Source organism: Massilia oculi, assembly GCF_017582745.1.
GTDB classification, from domain to species: domain Bacteria; phylum Pseudomonadota; class Gammaproteobacteria; order Burkholderiales; family Burkholderiaceae_D; genus Telluria; species Telluria oculi_A.
In genome coordinates, this window is record NZ_JAFVIM010000009.1 from 188,877 (window position 1) to 206,309 (window position 17,433).

The window sequence follows — 17,433 nt, forward strand, 5'->3', positions numbered from 1 at the left end:
TACGTGGCTTGGAAAACAAAACCGACGCATTCAGCCATGTCCCATAACGAATTCCAGGCCGCACGTGCAGGCCGCCTCGCGCAACTGCGCGCCGCCATGGCGCGCTACGGCATCGACGCCTATATCGTCCCGTCGAGCGACCCGCATCTGTCGGAATACCTGCCCGGCCACTGGAAGGGCCGCGAATGGCTGTCCGGCTTCACCGGCTCGGTCGGCACCTTCATCGCCACCGCCGATTTCGCCGGCGTCTGGACCGACGGCCGCTACTTCACGCAGGCCGAGACCGAGCTGGCCGGCTCCGAAATCGCGCTGATGAAGATCCCGGGCGCGGCGAGCCAGCTGCACGTCGAGTGGCTGGCCGCCAACCTGGCTGCGGGCCAGACCGCCGCCGTCGATGCGCGCGTGCTGGGCCTGGCCGGCGCCCGTCTGTTGAAAGATGCCCTGGCCGCCAAGGGCGTGACCCTGCGTCTGGACGCCGACCTGCTCGACGAAGTCTGGAGCGAGCGCCCATCGCTGCCGCTCGAACCCGTGTTCGAACACCTGCCCCCTTACGCCACCGCCACCCGCGCCGACAAGCTGCACGCCACGCGCGCCGCGATGGAGGCGCATGGCGCCGGCTTCCATTTCATCTCGACCCTGGACGATATCGCCTATCTGTTTAACCTGCGCGGCGCCGACGTCAGCTTCAACCCGGTGTTCCTGGCGCATGCGCTGATCGGCCGCGGCGACGCGACACTGTTCGTCCTCGAGGGCAAGGTGCCTCAAGATGTGCGCGCCCGCCTGGAAGCCGACGACGTGCACCTGGCGCCGTACGCCAATGCCGCGCACGCGCTCGAATCGCTGCCGGAAGGCGCGACCCTGCTGCTCGATCCGCGCCGCGTCACCGCCGGCATGCGCGCCGCCGTGGCGCAGGGCGTGAACGTGGTCGAGGCGATCAACCCGACCACCTTCGCCAAGTCGCGCAAGCTGGAAAGCGAGGCGGTGAACGTGCGCGCCGCGATGGAACAGGATGGCGCGGCGCTGTGCGAATTCTTCGCCGCGCTCGAGCCGCTGCTGGCGGACCCGAACCGTGCGCCGCTGAATGAAGTCGACATCGACACCCGCATCACGGCCGCGCGTGCGCGCCGCCCTCATTTTGTGAGCGCCAGCTTCTCGACCATCGCCGGCTTCAACAGCAATGGCGCGATCATGCACTACCGCGCCGAGAGCGCCACCTGCGCCGTCATCGAAGGCGACGGCCTGCTGCTGATCGATTCGGGCGGCCAGTACCTGGGCGGCACCACCGACATCACGCGCGTGATCCCGGTCGGCAAACCGAGCGCGGCGCAGATGCGCGACTACACGCTGGTGCTGAAAGGCCTGATCAACCTGTCGGCCACGCGCTTCCCGCGCGGCACCCGCGCGCCGATGCTGGACGCGATCGCGCGCGCGCCGATCTGGGCCGCCGGCATCGACTACGGCCACGGCACCGGCCACGGCGTCGGCTACTTCCTCAATGTGCACGAAGGCCCGCAGACGATTTCGCCGGCGGTGCCGCCGGAGCCGCATACCGCGATGGAGCCGGGCATGATCACCTCGATCGAGCCGGGCATCTATCGTCCGGGCCGCTGGGGCATCCGCATCGAGAACCTGGTGCTGAACCAGCATGTCGAGACGTCCGAGTTCGGCGAGTATCTCGGCTTCGAGACCCTCACCCTGTGCCCGATCGATACGCGCCCCATCGATCGCAGCCTGCTACGGCCTGACGAGATCGCGTGGCTGAACGACTACCACGCGACCGTGCGCGCGCGCCTGACGCCGCACGTCGAAGGCCCGGCATTCGAGTGGCTGATGCAGCGCACGGAGGCGATCTGATGGCGAGTTCACGCTCCACCCGCGCCAGCACCGCCGTCGAACGCCTGAAGCAGCGTACCGGGAACAATCTGTACTCGATGGCGCGCACCGGCGACGGCCACTTCTACCTGTCCGAGGCGCCCGGCAGTCCGCCGCTGTGTCCACCGATGGAGCTCGACGACTTCGTCGCCTTCGTCAAGGGCCTCGGACCGCAGGAGCAGCCTCGCATCAGCAAGAACGACCTGGCCTTCGAGAAGCAGCTGGTCAAGAAAAAACCATGACCGCCCGCCGACCATGAACACCATGCGCGCATGACGGAAACCAACCTGTTCGCGGCCTACTGGTCGAAGCACGAGCTGTTCACCAATGGCCTGATCTTGTTGCACCTGGTCGGGGCCTTGCTGCTCGGCCTGCTGGTCGGCTACGAGCGCGCCTACCACGGGCGCGCCGCCGGGATGCGCACCTATGGCCTGGTGTGCATGGCTTCGGCCGCGCTGACCATCCTGGCCGGCTATCCGGACCTGTGGTACGGCGGCCATGCGGGCCTGCTGGCGCCGATCGATCCGACCCGCATCATCCAGGGCGTGGTCACCGGCATCGGCTTCCTGGGCGCCGGCGTCATCATGCGCGATGGTTTCAATATCAGCGGCCTGACCACGGCGGCCTCGATCTGGGCCTCGTCGGCGATCGGCATCCTGATCGGCATCGGCTTCTACCTCGCCGCGATGGGCCTGGCCTTCCTGTCGGCGATGATCATGATCTACCTGAACCGCCTGGAGACTTTCCTGCCTTCGCGCCACGCGGTGGCGGTGCGGATGCGCTTCCGGCCCGAGTTCATGCCGCGCGAAGACGCGATCCGCAAGGTGGCGCTCGAACGCGGCTACGAGATCGCCGGCAGCTCGCTGACCATCAGCAGCGACGAAGGCCGCCAGGAATGGCGCTTCGTGGCGCTGGCGCTGTCGCGCAAGACCGGCGCGCCGCTGTCGGAACTGGCGCGCGAACTGGCCGCCTTCGACGGCGTCGACTCGTTCCAGCTGTCGCATGCGCGTAATTGACGCACTGAGTGACGCGCCGCTGAGGTGAAGCCGCGCTTCGATCTCGCAACACCAATAACAATTCCAAACGGGGTTTTCCAATGGACGCACAAGAAGTTCTCGATTTCTGGTTTCTGCCACCTTCCGATCCCGGCCATGGCAAGCAGCGCGCCGAATGGTTCCGCAAGGACGACGCCTTCGATGCCGCCGTCCGCGAACGCTTCGGCGCCGCGATCAACCATGCCATTACCGGCGGCCTGCGCGAGTGGGACGAAGAGGGCCCGCGCGGCGTGCTGGCGCGCATCCTGGTGCTCGACCAGTTCACCCGCAACGCCTACCGCGGCACCGCCGAATCCTTCGCCGGAGACGCCCTGGCGCTGAACGCCGCGCGCCAGCTGGTGGCGTCTGGCGGGCACCTGGCCCTGTCGCCGCTCGAGCGTGTCTTCGTCTACATGCCGTTCGAGCACGCGGAAGATGCGCGCACGCAGGAGCAGTCCGTCGAGTTGTTCACCGACCTGGCCGCCAGCCACGAAGGCTTCAGCGAGCAGCTCGATTACGCGCACCGCCACCGCGGCGTGATCGCGCGCTTCGGCCGCTTCCCGCACCGCAATCCGATCCTGGGCCGCGCCTCGACACCCGAAGAAGCCGACTACCTGGCCACGCCGGGTTCGGGTTTCTGAGGTGGTTGCCAGCTTGAACCTGGTCGGCGCCGGCCACGTCGGCAGGGTGCTGGGCCGCCTGCTGTCGGCCAGCGGCGCCTGCGTGGTGCAGGACGTGCTGACCCGCTCGCCGTCCAGCGCCCGGGCGGCGGTCGATTTCATCGACGCCGGCCGCGCCTGCGCCGGCATCGAGGAACTGCGTCCGGCCGACATCTGGCTGCTGGCCGTGAACGACGACCAGATCGCGCCGATGGCCGCCGCCTTGGCGCAGGCGCATGACGTCAAGGGCGCGGTCGTGTTCCACTGTAGCGGCGCCAAGGCGTCGAGCGAATTGCAGGCGCTGACCGACAAGGGCGCGCTGGTAGCCAGCGTGCATCCGATCCGCAGCTTCGCCGATCCCGAGGCCGTGGCGCGCGACTTCGCCGGCACCTTCTGCGGCATCGAGGGCGAGGCGCAAGCGCTGGCGCGGCTGGCGCCGGCATTCGAGGCGATCGGCGCGCGCCTCGTGACCATCGATGCCGCGGCCAAGACGGTCTACCATGCTGCGGCGGTGTTCGCGTCGAATTACCTGACCACGGTGCTCGACGCCGCCTTGCGCGCCTGGCAGGCGGCCGGCGTGCCGGAGACGGTCGCGCGCGAACTGGCGCGGCCGCTCGCCAGCGAGACGGTGGCGAACGTGTTCCGCCTCGGTCCGGCGGCGGCCTTGAGCGGGCCGGTGGCGCGCGGCGACCACGCCACCGTGGCGCGCCAGCAGCAGGCCCTGCTCGACTGGGACGAACCAACCGGCAGGCTGTACGAAGCGCTGGTGCCGCTGACGGCCGACCTGGCGCGGCGCAAGCACGCCGCTTCATGACTTCAAGACAATAAGGAAAACGCGATGTTCTTTACCGCCTGGGCCGCCCTGGCCGTCCTCGGTGTGTATTTCTGGACCTGGGGCGTCGCCGGCTATGCCCGCGTGCGCTACAAGGTGCCGGCGCCATCGATGGACGGTCCCGAGGCCTTCCAGCGCGCCCACCGTGTCCAGATGAATACCCTGGAGATGCTGCCCCTGGTGCTGGTGCCCTTGTGGCTGTGCGCCACCTTCCTGGGCGATCTGTGGGCGGCGGCGGGCGGCCTGCTGTGGTGCCTGGGCCGCATCCTGTACGCGGTCGGCTATTACCGCGACCCGGCCAAGCGGGAAACAGGCTTCATTTTGGGCATGCTGGCTTGTGCCGCGTTAATCGGCGCCACAGTTTTTGGCTTATTGATGCGCTAAAGCGAAAAAAGCGAATACAAAGATCGACAAAGTTCCCTTATGGAAATATGCTTAAGGACTGACTACTAATTAGCATCGCGCGTCCTGTCCTGATGGTCACTGGCGCGCCAGGAGAACAATATGTTGTTTCTGAAGAGCACGAGTGTAACCAAGGCGCCAGGGATCTATGAGGTCGATGTCGCAGCCAAGCCGCCAGGCAAGACCTTTGGCGTCTTCCTGGCCACCGACCCGGAAAATCCGCCGCACACCGTGCTTGCCGGCCTGGCCGAACTGGGTTTCCAGAACGTCCATCAGCAAAACTACGTGCACCGCGACAAGGGCAAGGTGCTCGACCTGCATTTCCAGAAGGACGGCACCGATATGTTCAAGGGCTGGAAGGCGGACGAATGCAGCGCCAACCTGGCCGCCATCGACGCCCTGTTCGGCAACGTCGGCATCAAGGTGGCGCCGCGCGTGATGAGCCTGGCGGAAGCCTACGCTTGAAGCCTGCGCTGGCCGCCTGAAGTTGGGTCAGGCCATCGCTTCCAGGTGATACAGGGCCCAGGGGCAGGCGCCGAAACGTTGCGCCACCGGGAGCGCCGCCATCTCCGGCACCCGGTCGGCGTCGTACACGGCCCAAAGCGGCCCCAGCCCTCCCAGCGGCATCGGTTTTCCATCCAGGTGGGTGGCGACGATGAAATTCCACGCTCGTAACTGTCGCATCTCCAGCACGGCGGCATAGCCGTCGACCGCGCGCATCAGCACCTTGGCGGCGTCGCGCGGCCTGGCGCCGGCCTGGGCCAGGACGTCGGCCAGCAGCGGTCCGCGCAAGGTGTGCGGTTTGCCGTCGTATTCCAGCGTTGGACGGATGGTGCGCGCCGGCAAGGCGGCCAGGGCGGCGAAATCGAGAGCATAGGCACGGTCGAACGCCAGCTTTTGCTTGGCCATCATCTGGTCGAGCGCCGGATCGAGGCCGTTGCGGTTGCTGCGCGTGATGGCGCCGGTGATGGTCAGCAGCGTCGGCCCTGCGGCCGGGGCCGTGCTGCGGCTGGCGAAGGCCGGCGCTGCGCCCGCCAGCGCGGCGGCGCCCAGGAAATGACGTTTGTCCATGCGAGAATGCGGTGTGGTGGAAAGTTCACCATCATAGCCGTCAATTTTGCGTATGGTTTAGCCATGGATTTATTTGCCGACGACTCCGTGCTGAGTCCGATTCCGCTGGAAGACGGTGAGCTCGCCTGGATGCCCCAGCTGCCGCTGCCCGGGACCAATGCCGAGGTCATGGCGCGCCTGCTGCGTGAAACCGACTGGCGCGAGGAAACGGTGGTGGTGTATGGCAAGCGCCACCTGCAACCGCGCCTGAGCGCCTGGTATGGCGACGCGGCCTATACCTATTCCGGCCTGCGCCTGCAGCCGGCGCCGTTCACGCCCCTGCTCGACACATTGCGCCAAGCGGTCGAAGCGGCGACCGGACACAACTTCAACAGCGTCCTGCTGAATCTCTACCGTAACGAGCGCGACAGCATGGGCATGCACAGCGACGACGAGCCCGAACTGGGACCGCAACCGGTCATCGCCTCGCTCAGCCTTGGCGCTTCCCGGACCTTTATCCTGAAGCATAAATACAACAAAAAGACTGTCCGCCTGGAATTGACCGACGGCAGCCTGTTGCTGATGCGCGGTGAAACCCAGAAATATTGGTTGCATGGCATCAATAAGGTGACACGCACGTTACAAGCGCGGGTCAACCTAACTTTCAGGAAAATCGTTTAAACTGCACGCAACACCATCGATCCACGCGGAAATATTAATAACCGCCTGGTCATTAAGTTACACTTTCTTACAGTTCTTACGGAATCGGCACGGACTTGCTCTGTCGCCAGTGCTATCTTGATCACATCGCGATTCGTTGGGAATCGCGAGCCAGATGAACAAGAAGAGGAATTGAGATGAAAAAGCTGATCGTTGCACTGCTCGCTACCACCGCCGCCGTTTCGGCTGTCCAGGCACAAGAATTCACCCCACGCGCTTACGTTGGCGTCGGTGCGGTGGCTACCGATTATGAATCGCGCGTCCCAGGTGCAACCACCGCCGACATCGATACCATCAAGGCATCGGCCAAGCTGTTCGGCGGCTACGAGTTCACCCCGAACTGGGCAGTCGAAGTCGGCCACACCGACTTCCGCAGCGCCGACATCTACTACACCCTGGGCCCAGTGGCTGCCAGCGGTGTCGTCGATGGCCGTTCGACCTACGTCGCCGCCAAGTTCAGCTCGCCGCTGACCGAGAAGCTGGTCGGCTACGCCAAGCTGGGCGTGTCGCACGACGTGAACGAACTGGCAGCGGTCAACGCCTCGCTGAACCGTCGTGACAGCGACAACAACGCCTACGGCGCCCTGGGTGTGCAGTACAACATCAACCAGGACGTGGCAGTGATCGCCGAATACGAACGCTTCGGCGGCACCCGCGACTTCGGCGTGCGTCCGAACGCACTGACCATCGGCGCGAAATACTCGTTCTAAGCCGAGCGTGTAGTGAACGAAAAAGGCCCTTCGGGGCCTTTTTTGTTATCTGCGTAATGTATGTAGCGCATGCGGTGATTGAACGCGTGGAAGGCTGAGCCTTCCACCCTAGGAACGTGGGACGCGATTTACAACCGCGCCAGCGCCTGGCCCTGCGGCCGCTGCACCCAGGGCGGCACGATGATCGACGGCGCCGGCGCCGCATGCCCGGCCGAGATGAAGCGGTGCAGCGACGACCACGGCCAGTCGCGCGGTTCGGCGCAGTGGCCGTGGCGCACGGCGTCGGTGTGGACGTAGTCGACCAGGGCCGCATAATCGTCGTCCAGGCCGACCCGGTAGTGGCGGTAGTGGCGTTCCCAGACCGCGCCATCGTCCACGCCGGGCTGGCCGGTCTTGCGCAGCGCCTTCGAAAACGCGATCTTCACGGCCCGCCAGCGGCTGGAACAGTCGTGGTCGCCCGGTGGCAGGGTCCAGATCGCATGGGCGTGATCGGGCAAGACCGCCCAGGCATCGACGTGGAAAGGACGGCGCGCACGCGCCAGCCGCATGGCTTCGCCGAATGCGGAGATATGTTCGGTCAACAGGTGACTGCCGCGGTCGAGCAGGCGCACCGTGAAAAAGAAGGTCCCGCCGGGAACCCGGTTATCGGGATAAAGATTGGGGTAATTGAGCATGGCCTGGCCGGCGCCGCGCGCACGAAGCGGCTGCGGTCGACGAGTTTCCGGTAGTCCTCATCGCAAAGAGTTTTACACATTTTGCATTCTGACCCCGTTCCATTTCCGCTAGTAAAAAGCCCGCCAAACGGCGGGCTCTCTCTCACGAAACAAGCGCTTGCATTCTCTGATCAGGTGGTCAGCGGCTTGTAGCGGATACGCTTCGGCTTGGCGCCTTCTTCGCCCAGGCGCTTCTTCTTGTCGGCTTCGTATTCCTGGTAGTTGCCGTCGAAGAAGGTGACTTGCGAATCGCCTTCGAAGGCCAGGATATGGGTCGCGATACGGTCCAGGAACCAGCGATCGTGGGAGATCACCATCACGCTGCCGGCGAACTCGAGCAGCGCATCTTCCAGCGCGCGCAGGGTTTCGACGTCCAGGTCGTTCGACGGTTCGTCCAGCAGCAGGACGTTGCCGCCTTGCAGCAGGGTCTTGGCCAGGTGCAGACGCCCGCGTTCACCGCCCGACAGGTTGCCCACGACTTTTTGCTGGTCGGAACCCTTGAAGTTGAAGCGGCCCAAATAGGCGCGCGACGGCATTTCGAAGCGGCCCACGCTGAGCATGTCGGCGCCGCCCGAGACGTCTTCGAACACGGTCTTGTTGTTGGCCAGCTCGTCGCGGCTCTGGTCGACCAGCGAGACCTTGGCGGTCTTGCCGATGACGACTTCGCCGCTGTCCGGCTGCTCTTTGCCGGCGATCATCTTGAACAGGGTCGACTTACCGGCGCCGTTGGGGCCGATGATGCCGACGATGGCGCCTGGCGGGACGGTGAACGACAGGTTGTCGATCAGCAGACGGTCGCCGAAGGCCTTCGAGACGTTCTTGAACTCGATGACTTCATTGCCCAGGCGTTCGGCCACGGGGATGAAGATCTCTTGCGTCTCGTTGCGCTTCTGGTATTCGTATTCGGACAGCTCGTTGAAGCGGGCCAGGCGGGCTTTCGACTTGGCCTGGCGCGCCTTCGGATTCTGGCGCGACCATTCGAGTTCCTTCTGCAGCGCCTTCTGGCGCGCCGATTCGGTCGCTTCTTCCTGCTTGAGGCGGGCCTGCTTCTGGTCCAGCCACGACGAGTAATTGCCCTTCCATGGGATGCCGTGGCCGCGGTCCAGTTCCAGGATCCATTCGGCGGCGTTGTCGAGGAAGTAGCGGTCGTGGGTGATGCCGACCACGGTGCCCGGGAAGCGCAGCAGGAATTGTTCCAGCCACTCGACCGATTCGGCGTCCAGGTGGTTGGTCGGTTCGTCGAGCAGCAGCATGTCGGGTTTCGACAGCAGCAGCTTGCACAGCGCCACGCGGCGCTTCTCGCCGCCCGACAGCACGCCGATCTTCTGGTCCCATGGCGGCAGGCGCAGCGCGTCGGCGGCCATTTCCATCTGCAGGTTCAGGTTGCCGCCATCGGCGGCGGCGATGATCGATTCCAGGCGTTCCTGTTCCTTGGCCAGGGCGTCGAAGTCGGCGTCCTCTTCGGCATAGGCGGCGTACACGGCTTCCAGCTTGGCTTGCGCCTCGAAGGCTTCGCCCAGGCCGGATTCGACTTCCTGGCGTACGGTTTTTTCCGGGTCGAGCTGCGGTTCCTGCGGCAAGTAGCCGATGTTCAGGCCCGGCATCGGGCGCGCTTCGCCCTGGATGTCGGTGTCGATACCGGCCATGATCTTGAGCAGGGTCGACTTGCCCGAGCCGTTCAGGCCCAGCACGCCGATCTTGGCGCCCGGGAAGAAGGACAGCGAGATGTCCTTGAGAATTTGACGTTTCGGCGGGACGATCTTGCCCACGCGGTTCATCGTATAGACGTAATTGGCCACTATGTTGAGCTTTCTAGAAAAGTAAACAGATAGATGATAACCTCATGATTATAAACAACAATTTGGTAGTTGTCGAAAAACGGATTCCACAGCTATTTTTGCATTATTGAGGATATTTAAGATGTGTAAACAAAACGTGCCGTATGTCGTTAAACTTGTCCGTAACGCGAACGGCGAGCGCCTCCCCGTCTTGTTATCACGCTCAACTGGACTGCCCGATTTTGATGCATCGTTATGGGTAGTTGCTTCACTTCGGACACGAAATCTTGCGAGTGAAAGCATTGCTCAGGCATTGCGAAGCGTCGTCGTTCTATATCTTGCGCTTCAACACTGTAAGGTTGATTTAAACGAACGTCTAAAGCAGGGGAACTTTCTTCTCCCAAATGAAATCGGTCAGATCTTAAAACAATGCAGACGCACGTTACTATCTAACGCGACAGACCTAGATAGAAATAACGAAGTCGCGGACAAGAAACTCAAAAAAATAACTAAATTAGAAAAATTTCGAATGCCGCAGTCGAGTTCCCAGGAACAAAATAAGGTAAATGCTTATACCACGTCAATTCGGCTAGGATACATACGAGAGTTCTTAAGATGGCGGATAAACAGGTCAATCGCTGTTGGTAAAGTTCAATACCGCGAAAATTTGATAACGCTGCGTGAGCTTGTCGATAGCGAATTGAAGAATAACACACCAGCGTCCACCGAGCGAGCAGTTTTACGGCAACGGAGTGGGATCGACCGTCAGGAACAGAAGCAACTTTTAGAGATGTTATCTCCAAGGTCCGCCTTTAATCCTTGGCGGAGCCATCAAATTAGAGTAAGAAATCAACTCGTTGTAAATGCATTTCTATCCTTAGGAATAAGAAGAGGGGAGCTTCTGGGATTGCGCGTCGGTGATTTCGATCCAAAAGCGCAAGAGGTACGAGTACTGCGCAGGCCAGACGACGTCGAAGACCCTCGTCTTCATGAGCCTAACACTAAGACTCGCGATCGAATTCTCCCCGTCTCATACGAACTCCATGTCTTGGTGAAAGCCTACATGATACATCGACGCGAGCTTGTTATGGGAAGACATGACTTTCTAATAGTAACAAATACAGGAGAACCGATGAGCAAGTCACATCTTAATCGCATCTTCACCACGCTACAAACTAATTTTCTAAAAAAAATAACGCCACACTGCCTGCGTCACAGCTTCTTTGAAAACATTGCTGATGATTTATATCAAGCAGGAAAAGATGATACAGAGATTCTGAATATTTTGACGGTACTAGGCGGTTGGAGCAACACATCAAACTCGCCTCGCCGTTATACAAAAAGGTTTGCACAGGAAAGAGCACATATCGCTGGACTAGCATTGCAAGCTAATATTTATATTAATGAAAAAGAAAACAGCTTATGAGTAATTCTGTCAGCGAGTTTCTTTCCGAGCGAGAACGACAAGGTCTTCCTAACTTCGCCTCAACCAGGGCAGGTTCGAAATATAGCCCTTGTTCAGAGTCGTGGATTTTTCGCGATGGAACAGAAAATATTAGCTTAAGATTTGACCTCCTACCTCAAGTATCACAACAACTGATGCTAGGGCTTAAAAAAACGCTGATGTGGTACCTAGCAAACAGATCTTCAAAAACTGCTGAAGGCTACTTTCACGAGTTTATAAAACTAGTGAGATTTGTATCTCGAACGCAACCAGGCCCTGTGTCGCAAATAACAGGAAATAACCTTCTCGAGTACAGAAATTCAGCCGAAAGAGTAGAGTTTGATCTCGCAAAAATTCGAGGATTCCTTCTTAGATGGACGAAGCTTGGGTCAGCCGGAGTTGAATCAGACGTATCAACAGTTTTATCCAAGTGGCGATTGAGACAGTCACCTGTTGGGGTGGCAGTTGCAACTCTTGATCCTCGAAAAGGACCGCTCACGGATTTGGAATTCGAATCTATTTTAAGTGCGCTTCATCACGCATACAGGGAAAATAGCGTTAAGCTAGAAGACCTCTTGTTAGCATACCTATTTATCTCTTTGGGAGTACGACCAGCACAAATAGCTTCGTTGAAGTGCGGCGATTTGAATGTGCCGCTTGTGAAGGGTGGAAATTATATCTTACAAATACCACGAGTTAAACAAAGACAATTAAGCCGCAACGCGTTCAAGGCTCGCAAACTTACTGTTCAGCTAGGGCGACCCTTAGCGGAGCATGTTGAGACCGTCCACAAGCGCTTTGCTGAAAGATTAAAAAATCCGCTTGATGCGCCAATGTTTCCTAGAAGCGATGGCGTCAGTAGCCTTGATGCTGCGGGATATGAATTTCATATGACTTCAGCAGCGCTATCAGAAAAGATCATAAGTTTATTTCGTAAATTACAAATTCCTTCTGAGCGCCTTGAAGGAGAGATAATTCCGATCACCCCGACTCGATTCCGACGTACGTTTGCTACGCGAGCAGTTGAGGAAGGATGGCCCTTACTGGTAGTTGCCGAACTCATGGACCATGAGGAGACCCGGCATGTTGAAATATATGCCGGTCTCACAACCCGCATAAGATCAAGTTTTAGTCGAAAAATAGCAAGCGATATGGCACCGATAGCAAAAGCTTTTACAGGAAGGTTGATTAAATCCGAAGAGCAAGCAAAATATCCAGGACCGGATAGTCGAATAATAGATTTGCGTGTCGATCGAACTGGAGCTCCTATGGGTAACTGCGGTACGAAAACCCAATGTGGGTTTGCTAGGCCAATTGCCTGTTACGGAGGTTGCCATGATTTTGAACCTTGGCTCGATGGTCCTCACCAACAAGCTTTAGATTACATGCTCCAAAGACGAGAACATCTTGAAGCAACTACTGACGCGAGAATCGCGGCAATCAACGACAGAGCTATATTAGGTTGTCTGCAAGTAATTCAACGTTGCCAGGAGATTCTAAAGAGTGAGAATATATGAGCAATTCAATTAAGTTTCTTCCGAGAATCACGTTAGATGCGAAGGAAAATCTACGTGTTTTTATCCTTGGATTGCAGCCGTCCGAAAGACCGTTTGGCTTCGAACATAACCGCTTCGACGACGACGCGTGGAGCATAGTGGGCTTATCACAAAAAGGAAGCTCTCACAGATTTATATATTTCGCAAAATTGGGTTTTAATGCGGCTAGTCAAAGAAATCGATCTCGGAACGGTGCGGCTGCTGAAATACCCCTCGATCAGTTGATGGCCGAACCTTTCCGTTCGTTTGCAAAGTGCTTAATCAATTATCTACATTTCTCAGAAAAAACGACTGCTCTTCCGGTCCGACTTATTTCCCTCCGATATATCGAAGCAGCATTAATCGAAATGAAGGGATGCGCTTGCCCTACAGCCATCACTCCAGAAGTCATGAATCGAGCAGTCACGATGGCGGCTCAGCGATTAGGGAGGTTTGCAGCATATAATGTTGGTCAACAGCTTACCGTGATATACCGCGCTACAGCCCTGTTAAAGATATTTGCGTGTCCGAGCGAGTGGACTTCGCCTCTCCCTTCTCCTCAGCGATCTCGGAACCGCGTGGGGAGTCAATTTGAACGTGATCGCCAAGAAAAATTGCCATCACCGTTAGCATTGGAAGCCCTAGCAGAAATTTTCAATTCAGACACAGATGACCCGACCGCAGTGTTTTCATCATCACTGTGCGCGCTAATGCTGTGCTCGCCTGATAGAGCAGTTGAAGCATTATATGCGCCCTTAGATCTCCTCATACCAGATTGGATTGATCCTAGTACAGGTGAGCTCGGGACCGGACTAAGATGGTATCCGGCTAAAGGTGTTGCACCAATGGTTAAAACTGTTATACCAATTATGCGAACTGTAGCTGAGCGAGCAGTTGAAAAAATGCGTCGTTTGACAGACCCTGCCCGCAGACTAGCAATCTGGTATGAGAATAACCCGGATAAGCTATTTTTAAGTAAAGAGCTTGAGCATCTGCGAATGAAAACTTACTTAAATCTACATGAGGTTCATGCGATTCTTTTCGGAGGAAGCGATATTAAAGCTACCAAAATCCAAAGAGGGAGAGCGACGAATTGGTTGGACGTTAATAATGTGAAACGCCATGTAGCCCCAAATAAAATTACCCAGGTCGTCTTCGCTGAACTCGAGCAGGCGATTCTCGCAGCACTGCCGCCAGGATTTCCGATTATGGATCCGGAGACTAACATGCGCTATTCAGAAGCCTTATGCATTGCGCGCGTTAGCGAATTTAGAGGTGGAGCGACCAGCGGCCCATCCCACGCTTGCTTTGATCGGATCAATTATGAGGTCCTAAAAAAGGCCTTAAAAAGCTCGGGATTAAACAAGTCAATCTTCGAAAAATTGGGTTATCGTGATTCTAACGGTAGTTTTTTATCTATCACTACGCATATGTTGCGCCATTATTTGAATACTCTAGTTCGGAATTCTGGGAAACTTACTGAGGAAGAAATTGCGAAATGGTCTGGACGGAAATGCGTGAGACAAAACTCGGTATATAATCATGAGTCAAATCGTGACATACTTGCGAAGCTTCGTGCCGCAGTGGGTGACCCTAATCAGTCGATCGGCCCTTTTTCTAATATCAATAATAGGGTTTTTGTACGCCGCGAAGAGTTTGCTAGCATCAAGATTATTACGGCACACACCTCAGAATTTGGCTACTGCATCCATGATTACGCTCAAGCTCCGTGCCAAGTGCACCAAGATTGTATAAATTGTGATGAGCAGGTTTGCATCAAAGGTGACCAACGCGCCGAGGCTAATCTACGAAAAATGCAAAGTGAGTTATCTCTGTTACAGGAAAACGCAAAGATGGCATTTGATGCCAACGAGCTGGGGGCTGCTGCGTGGTTTAAGCATCAAACTCAAACGCTCAATCGAGTAAATGAATTAGTCGCATTGTTAGCCGATCCTAACGTTCCTAAAGGGGCTGTAATTCAGCTGGATGTCGAGCCACCATCTCGTTTATCAATGGCCGAAGATGAGCATCTACTTCCAAGTAACTTTGATTAATTCAAGCCAAGTCTTAAATTTTACAACCCGGTTACCGGAGTGATAGAAAAGAAACTTAACCTATGTCAATCAAACAGCATAAACGGGCGCGCAACCTCGACGATAAAGCTATTGAGCAAATTGTGGAAATGCTTGACAATTGGAGTGGGCCAAAGCTCACTTGGGATATGCTAATTCAGAAAATCCTGTTACGTTTGCGTTCGAGCTATACTCGTCAAGCCTTACATAATCATACTCGGATTAAAGAGGCTTTTGCAGCACGTAAGAGGAATATGCCGCTTGCTAATATGCAAGGAGGGCAACTTCAAACTCCGGAACAACTGCGTATCGTTCGACTGGAAAGCGAAATCGACCGTTTAAAAAGAGAAAACAATAATCTGTTAGAGCAATTTCAACGGTGGGTATATAACGGTTACCTTAAACAGATGGATGAAAGGATGCGCGACTTTATGAATCAACCTCTGCCTCCTGTACATCGCGATCCTTCAAATGTTCATCGAATTAATAAAAAGAATTAGCGGAAACGGCAGAAGCACGCTATGTATCTTTCAATTCTGAAAGGTCATTTATCTTTGCGCGCCTGTAAGTGCGGTAATTCCCCCCCATAAAAGTGAGGGCGTTCATTAATGTGTGCTGCTAGCCGAGAGCGGTCTCTGCTGGACGAGCGAAACCGACCGAAGTAGACGGCAGCACTGAAATTTCGCCAGTTATGTGACCATCACTGATACGATGCTATCGCCTTATTTCTGGCCTCGACGGAAGTCAGCAAGCAGTAGGCAAACGTGAATCATTTTATATGACGATTAGGATCATAACATCGAAAATTCTTGGTGAGTCAAGACGTAATAACATGCTATCAATCTACCAAAACACTTTTCTTCCAAAACTTCGTGTATGAGGGCCCGTCTAACTGAGGCGGAATTAGCGGCTTGGTCACTTTGATAGGTGTAGGCATTGGAAAACCCACGCCAACCAAAATCGCTTCTCCTTGGCCGAGAGTCGGCAGGAAAGCTGCTGCGCTGCCGTCAAGATTTCCACAAGCGATGTCCCATCTGGCAACGGTGCATCAAAATCGTCCGCGATGGGAAATTACCCTCGCATTACCCCCGGCCTCCGGACCAGCTTGTAGCCTCGCTAATCTCCTTTGACCCATCCCATCCAGTCCCATGCAAACGCACACGGGCCTAGAGCGTCATCAATAGGGCAGGCGCTCCCTCTGAGAGCTGCTGCGAACTGCGTCTGCCATGGCTCGGGAATGTCGCGGAGGGCAACCCGGTGCGGTCGCCCTTCGCGGCTGTGAATGGGTACCAGCTCAATCCGCTCTTTCCTCTGCATAGTCGGGCTCCTTACGGTCCCTTGCGGGCATCCATCCATGCCATCCATCCGGCCCGGTGAGCGTGGGCATCGTGGCCCGCGTGGTGCCATGGGCCGTGCTTCTCGTGGTAGCGGACTACAGCGTGATGGAACGTCGAGGAATCGACAAGGCTGCGTAGGTCGTGGCGTCCGGCCAGATTGGGCGGCTGGACGCCGTTCATTGCGTCCAGCAGCAGTTCCCAGTCGGTATAGCTGTCGCAAGCGATGACGACCTCGCGGGGCAGGGTGGCAAACCATGCAGTAAGTCGGTCGGCCAGCTCGGCGCGATTGACGGCGGTGCCGGTGTGGCCCAGAAGGGGAAGCACAGCGGCCCGTACAAAGTCGTTGCACCAGTCGGCCCGGTAGTCGGATCGCTCCAGGTAGAGCTGGTGACAGCCGTCCTCGCTGACCATGCCGATGCTTATCAGGTCACAGTCGATGAAGTCGGTAAATTCGGTGTCGAGGAATATCAGCATGAAAGTAGACTATCGCTTCCTTGGGCGATATGCGAACCTGTTTGCCCTAGCGTCTGTGAGCGCGTGATGCTCGCGTTCGTCCGGGTGCTCCTTGAAGTATGCATAGAGCAGCAGTTCGTTGATTTCCGTGGATTTGATCCAGCACGGCTCTATCCAGTCAGGCACGTGGCCTTCCAACGCTTGCACAAATAGCCTCCAGTCGTACTCAGAGTCATAGCAAATCTGGATCGGGTCGGCCCGCTTGATGATCTGAAGCCACTTCAAAATGCGCACGCGCAGGTCCGCTTTTTCACAAAATGCATGCGGGTCATTGCCGAATTGGGGAATGACCACATCGCGTACGAAGTCACTACACCGGGCCGTCACGAAAGGGACCTCGATGTAGCACTCTTCTCCCAACTCTCCGACCATGCCCAAACTGATCAGTTCGGGCGTGGCGAAGTTAGTAAATTCTGTGTCGATGAATACGAGCATGAAAACAGGCTATCAGAAAAATGTCACCGCAACTGCTCATGACAAAAATTGACGTGTCTTGCGGAGAAACGGCAGGTCATAGCACTGGTAACGACCGCTTCTGGCCGTAAGCGGCCTTGGCGACAAGGCCACTTAAGAGCATTTCGAGCGACAGATTCTGTTTCGTACGTCAGACTTCGGTCTGCTCGGCGATCTCTAGTGCGTCGGTAATCCCCCCATTTTTAGAGCACGCTAAAAGTAGAGGTTAAGCGGCGAGCGCCAATTTCTGTTTTGGCGTAATACCGCCGAGCGCCATGTTAGGCCGGTCGTGATTGTAGGTCCACAACC

At 57.3% G+C, this 17,433-nt stretch carries 18 protein-coding genes; 13 read left to right on the forward strand and 5 right to left on the reverse strand.

Annotated elements, in window-relative coordinates:
• Positions 1-36 precede the first annotated feature (36 nt).
• The 7 genes from J3U95_RS13040 (at position 37) to J3U95_RS13070 (ending at position 5,264) form a co-directional block, all read left to right on the forward strand.
• On the forward strand, positions 37-1,854 hold the full coding sequence (locus J3U95_RS13040; RefSeq protein WP_208279007.1) for an aminopeptidase P family protein: 1,818 nt from the start codon (positions 37-39) through the stop codon (positions 1,852-1,854).
• Entirely contained in the window at positions 1,854-2,114 is a 261-nt protein-coding gene (locus J3U95_RS13045; protein ID WP_109345677.1) for a hypothetical protein, read from the forward strand. The genes J3U95_RS13040 and J3U95_RS13045 overlap by 1 nt, the downstream gene beginning before the upstream one ends.
• A gap of 30 nt (positions 2,115-2,144) precedes the next feature.
• Entirely contained in the window at positions 2,145-2,888 is a 744-nt protein-coding gene (locus tag J3U95_RS13050) for an MgtC/SapB family protein (RefSeq protein ID WP_208279008.1), read from the forward strand.
• 80 nt (positions 2,889-2,968) lie between these two features.
• Complete coding sequence (locus tag J3U95_RS13055) at positions 2,969-3,547, forward strand: DUF924 family protein (protein ID WP_208279009.1); 579 nt, start codon at positions 2,969-2,971, stop codon at positions 3,545-3,547.
• 1 nt (position 3,548) lies between these two features.
• A complete protein-coding gene (locus J3U95_RS13060) occupies positions 3,549-4,379 on the forward strand; it encodes a Rossmann-like and DUF2520 domain-containing protein (protein WP_208279010.1) in 831 nt (276 codons plus the stop codon).
• A gap of 24 nt (positions 4,380-4,403) precedes the next feature.
• The gene (locus J3U95_RS13065; protein WP_208279011.1) at positions 4,404-4,781 is read left to right on the forward strand and encodes an MAPEG family protein; all 378 of its coding nucleotides are present in this window, start codon (positions 4,404-4,406) and stop codon (positions 4,779-4,781) included.
• A 120-nt stretch (positions 4,782-4,901) separates the two neighbouring features.
• Positions 4,902-5,264, forward strand: coding sequence for a hypothetical protein (locus J3U95_RS13070; protein ID WP_109345670.1), 363 nt, complete (start codon positions 4,902-4,904; stop codon positions 5,262-5,264).
• A 27-nt stretch (positions 5,265-5,291) separates the two neighbouring features.
• Here the strand turns inward: J3U95_RS13070 and J3U95_RS13075 are convergent, their stop codons facing one another.
• Positions 5,292-5,870, reverse strand: coding sequence for a putative pterin-binding protein (locus J3U95_RS13075; RefSeq protein WP_208279012.1), 579 nt, complete (start codon positions 5,868-5,870; stop codon positions 5,292-5,294).
• Positions 5,871-5,933: 63 nt separating this feature from the next.
• Between J3U95_RS13075 and J3U95_RS13080 the strand changes: the two genes are divergently transcribed.
• Complete coding sequence (locus tag J3U95_RS13080; protein WP_208279013.1) at positions 5,934-6,530, forward strand: alpha-ketoglutarate-dependent dioxygenase AlkB family protein; 597 nt, start codon at positions 5,934-5,936, stop codon at positions 6,528-6,530.
• Between the two features lie 176 nt (positions 6,531-6,706).
• Positions 6,707-7,279, forward strand: coding sequence for a porin family protein (locus J3U95_RS13085; protein WP_208279014.1), 573 nt, complete (start codon positions 6,707-6,709; stop codon positions 7,277-7,279).
• Between the two features lie 128 nt (positions 7,280-7,407).
• Here J3U95_RS13085 and J3U95_RS13090 read toward each other — a convergent pair whose 3' ends face one another.
• Both J3U95_RS13090 and ettA read right to left on the reverse strand, forming a co-directional pair.
• Positions 7,408-7,953 (reverse strand): REP-associated tyrosine transposase, encoded by a 546-nt coding sequence (locus J3U95_RS13090; protein WP_208279015.1) that lies wholly within the window; start codon positions 7,951-7,953, stop codon positions 7,408-7,410.
• A 170-nt stretch (positions 7,954-8,123) separates the two neighbouring features.
• Positions 8,124-9,791, reverse strand: a complete 1,668-nt coding sequence (gene ettA / locus J3U95_RS13095; RefSeq protein WP_208279016.1) for an energy-dependent translational throttle protein EttA — start codon at positions 9,789-9,791, stop codon at positions 8,124-8,126.
• A 121-nt stretch (positions 9,792-9,912) separates the two neighbouring features.
• On the opposite strand from ettA, the gene J3U95_RS13100 reads away from it, so the two are divergent.
• From J3U95_RS13100 to J3U95_RS13115, 4 genes are all read left to right on the forward strand, one after another.
• Complete coding sequence (locus tag J3U95_RS13100; RefSeq protein WP_208279017.1) at positions 9,913-11,196, forward strand: site-specific integrase; 1,284 nt, start codon at positions 9,913-9,915, stop codon at positions 11,194-11,196.
• On the forward strand, positions 11,193-12,731 hold the full coding sequence (locus tag J3U95_RS13105; protein ID WP_208279018.1) for a site-specific integrase: 1,539 nt from the start codon (positions 11,193-11,195) through the stop codon (positions 12,729-12,731). Before J3U95_RS13100 ends, J3U95_RS13105 begins: the two co-directional genes overlap by 4 nt.
• Positions 12,728-14,803 (forward strand): hypothetical protein, encoded by a 2,076-nt coding sequence (locus J3U95_RS13110; RefSeq protein ID WP_208279019.1) that lies wholly within the window; start codon positions 12,728-12,730, stop codon positions 14,801-14,803. Before J3U95_RS13105 ends, J3U95_RS13110 begins: the two co-directional genes overlap by 4 nt.
• 62 nt (positions 14,804-14,865) lie before the next feature.
• The gene (locus J3U95_RS13115; protein WP_208279020.1) at positions 14,866-15,321 is read left to right on the forward strand and encodes a hypothetical protein; all 456 of its coding nucleotides are present in this window, start codon (positions 14,866-14,868) and stop codon (positions 15,319-15,321) included.
• 828 nt (positions 15,322-16,149) lie between these two features.
• Here J3U95_RS13115 and J3U95_RS13120 read toward each other — a convergent pair.
• Positions 16,150-16,632, reverse strand: coding sequence for a 3'-5' exoribonuclease (locus J3U95_RS13120; RefSeq protein ID WP_208279021.1), 483 nt, complete (start codon positions 16,630-16,632; stop codon positions 16,150-16,152).
• Positions 16,633-16,641: 9 nt separating this feature from the next.
• Positions 16,642-17,106 carry a hypothetical protein gene (locus tag J3U95_RS13125; RefSeq protein ID WP_208279022.1) on the reverse strand — a complete coding sequence of 155 codons (465 nt, stop codon included), beginning with the start codon at positions 17,104-17,106 and terminating at the stop codon, positions 16,642-16,644.
• Positions 17,107-17,433: the final 327 nt, after the last annotated feature.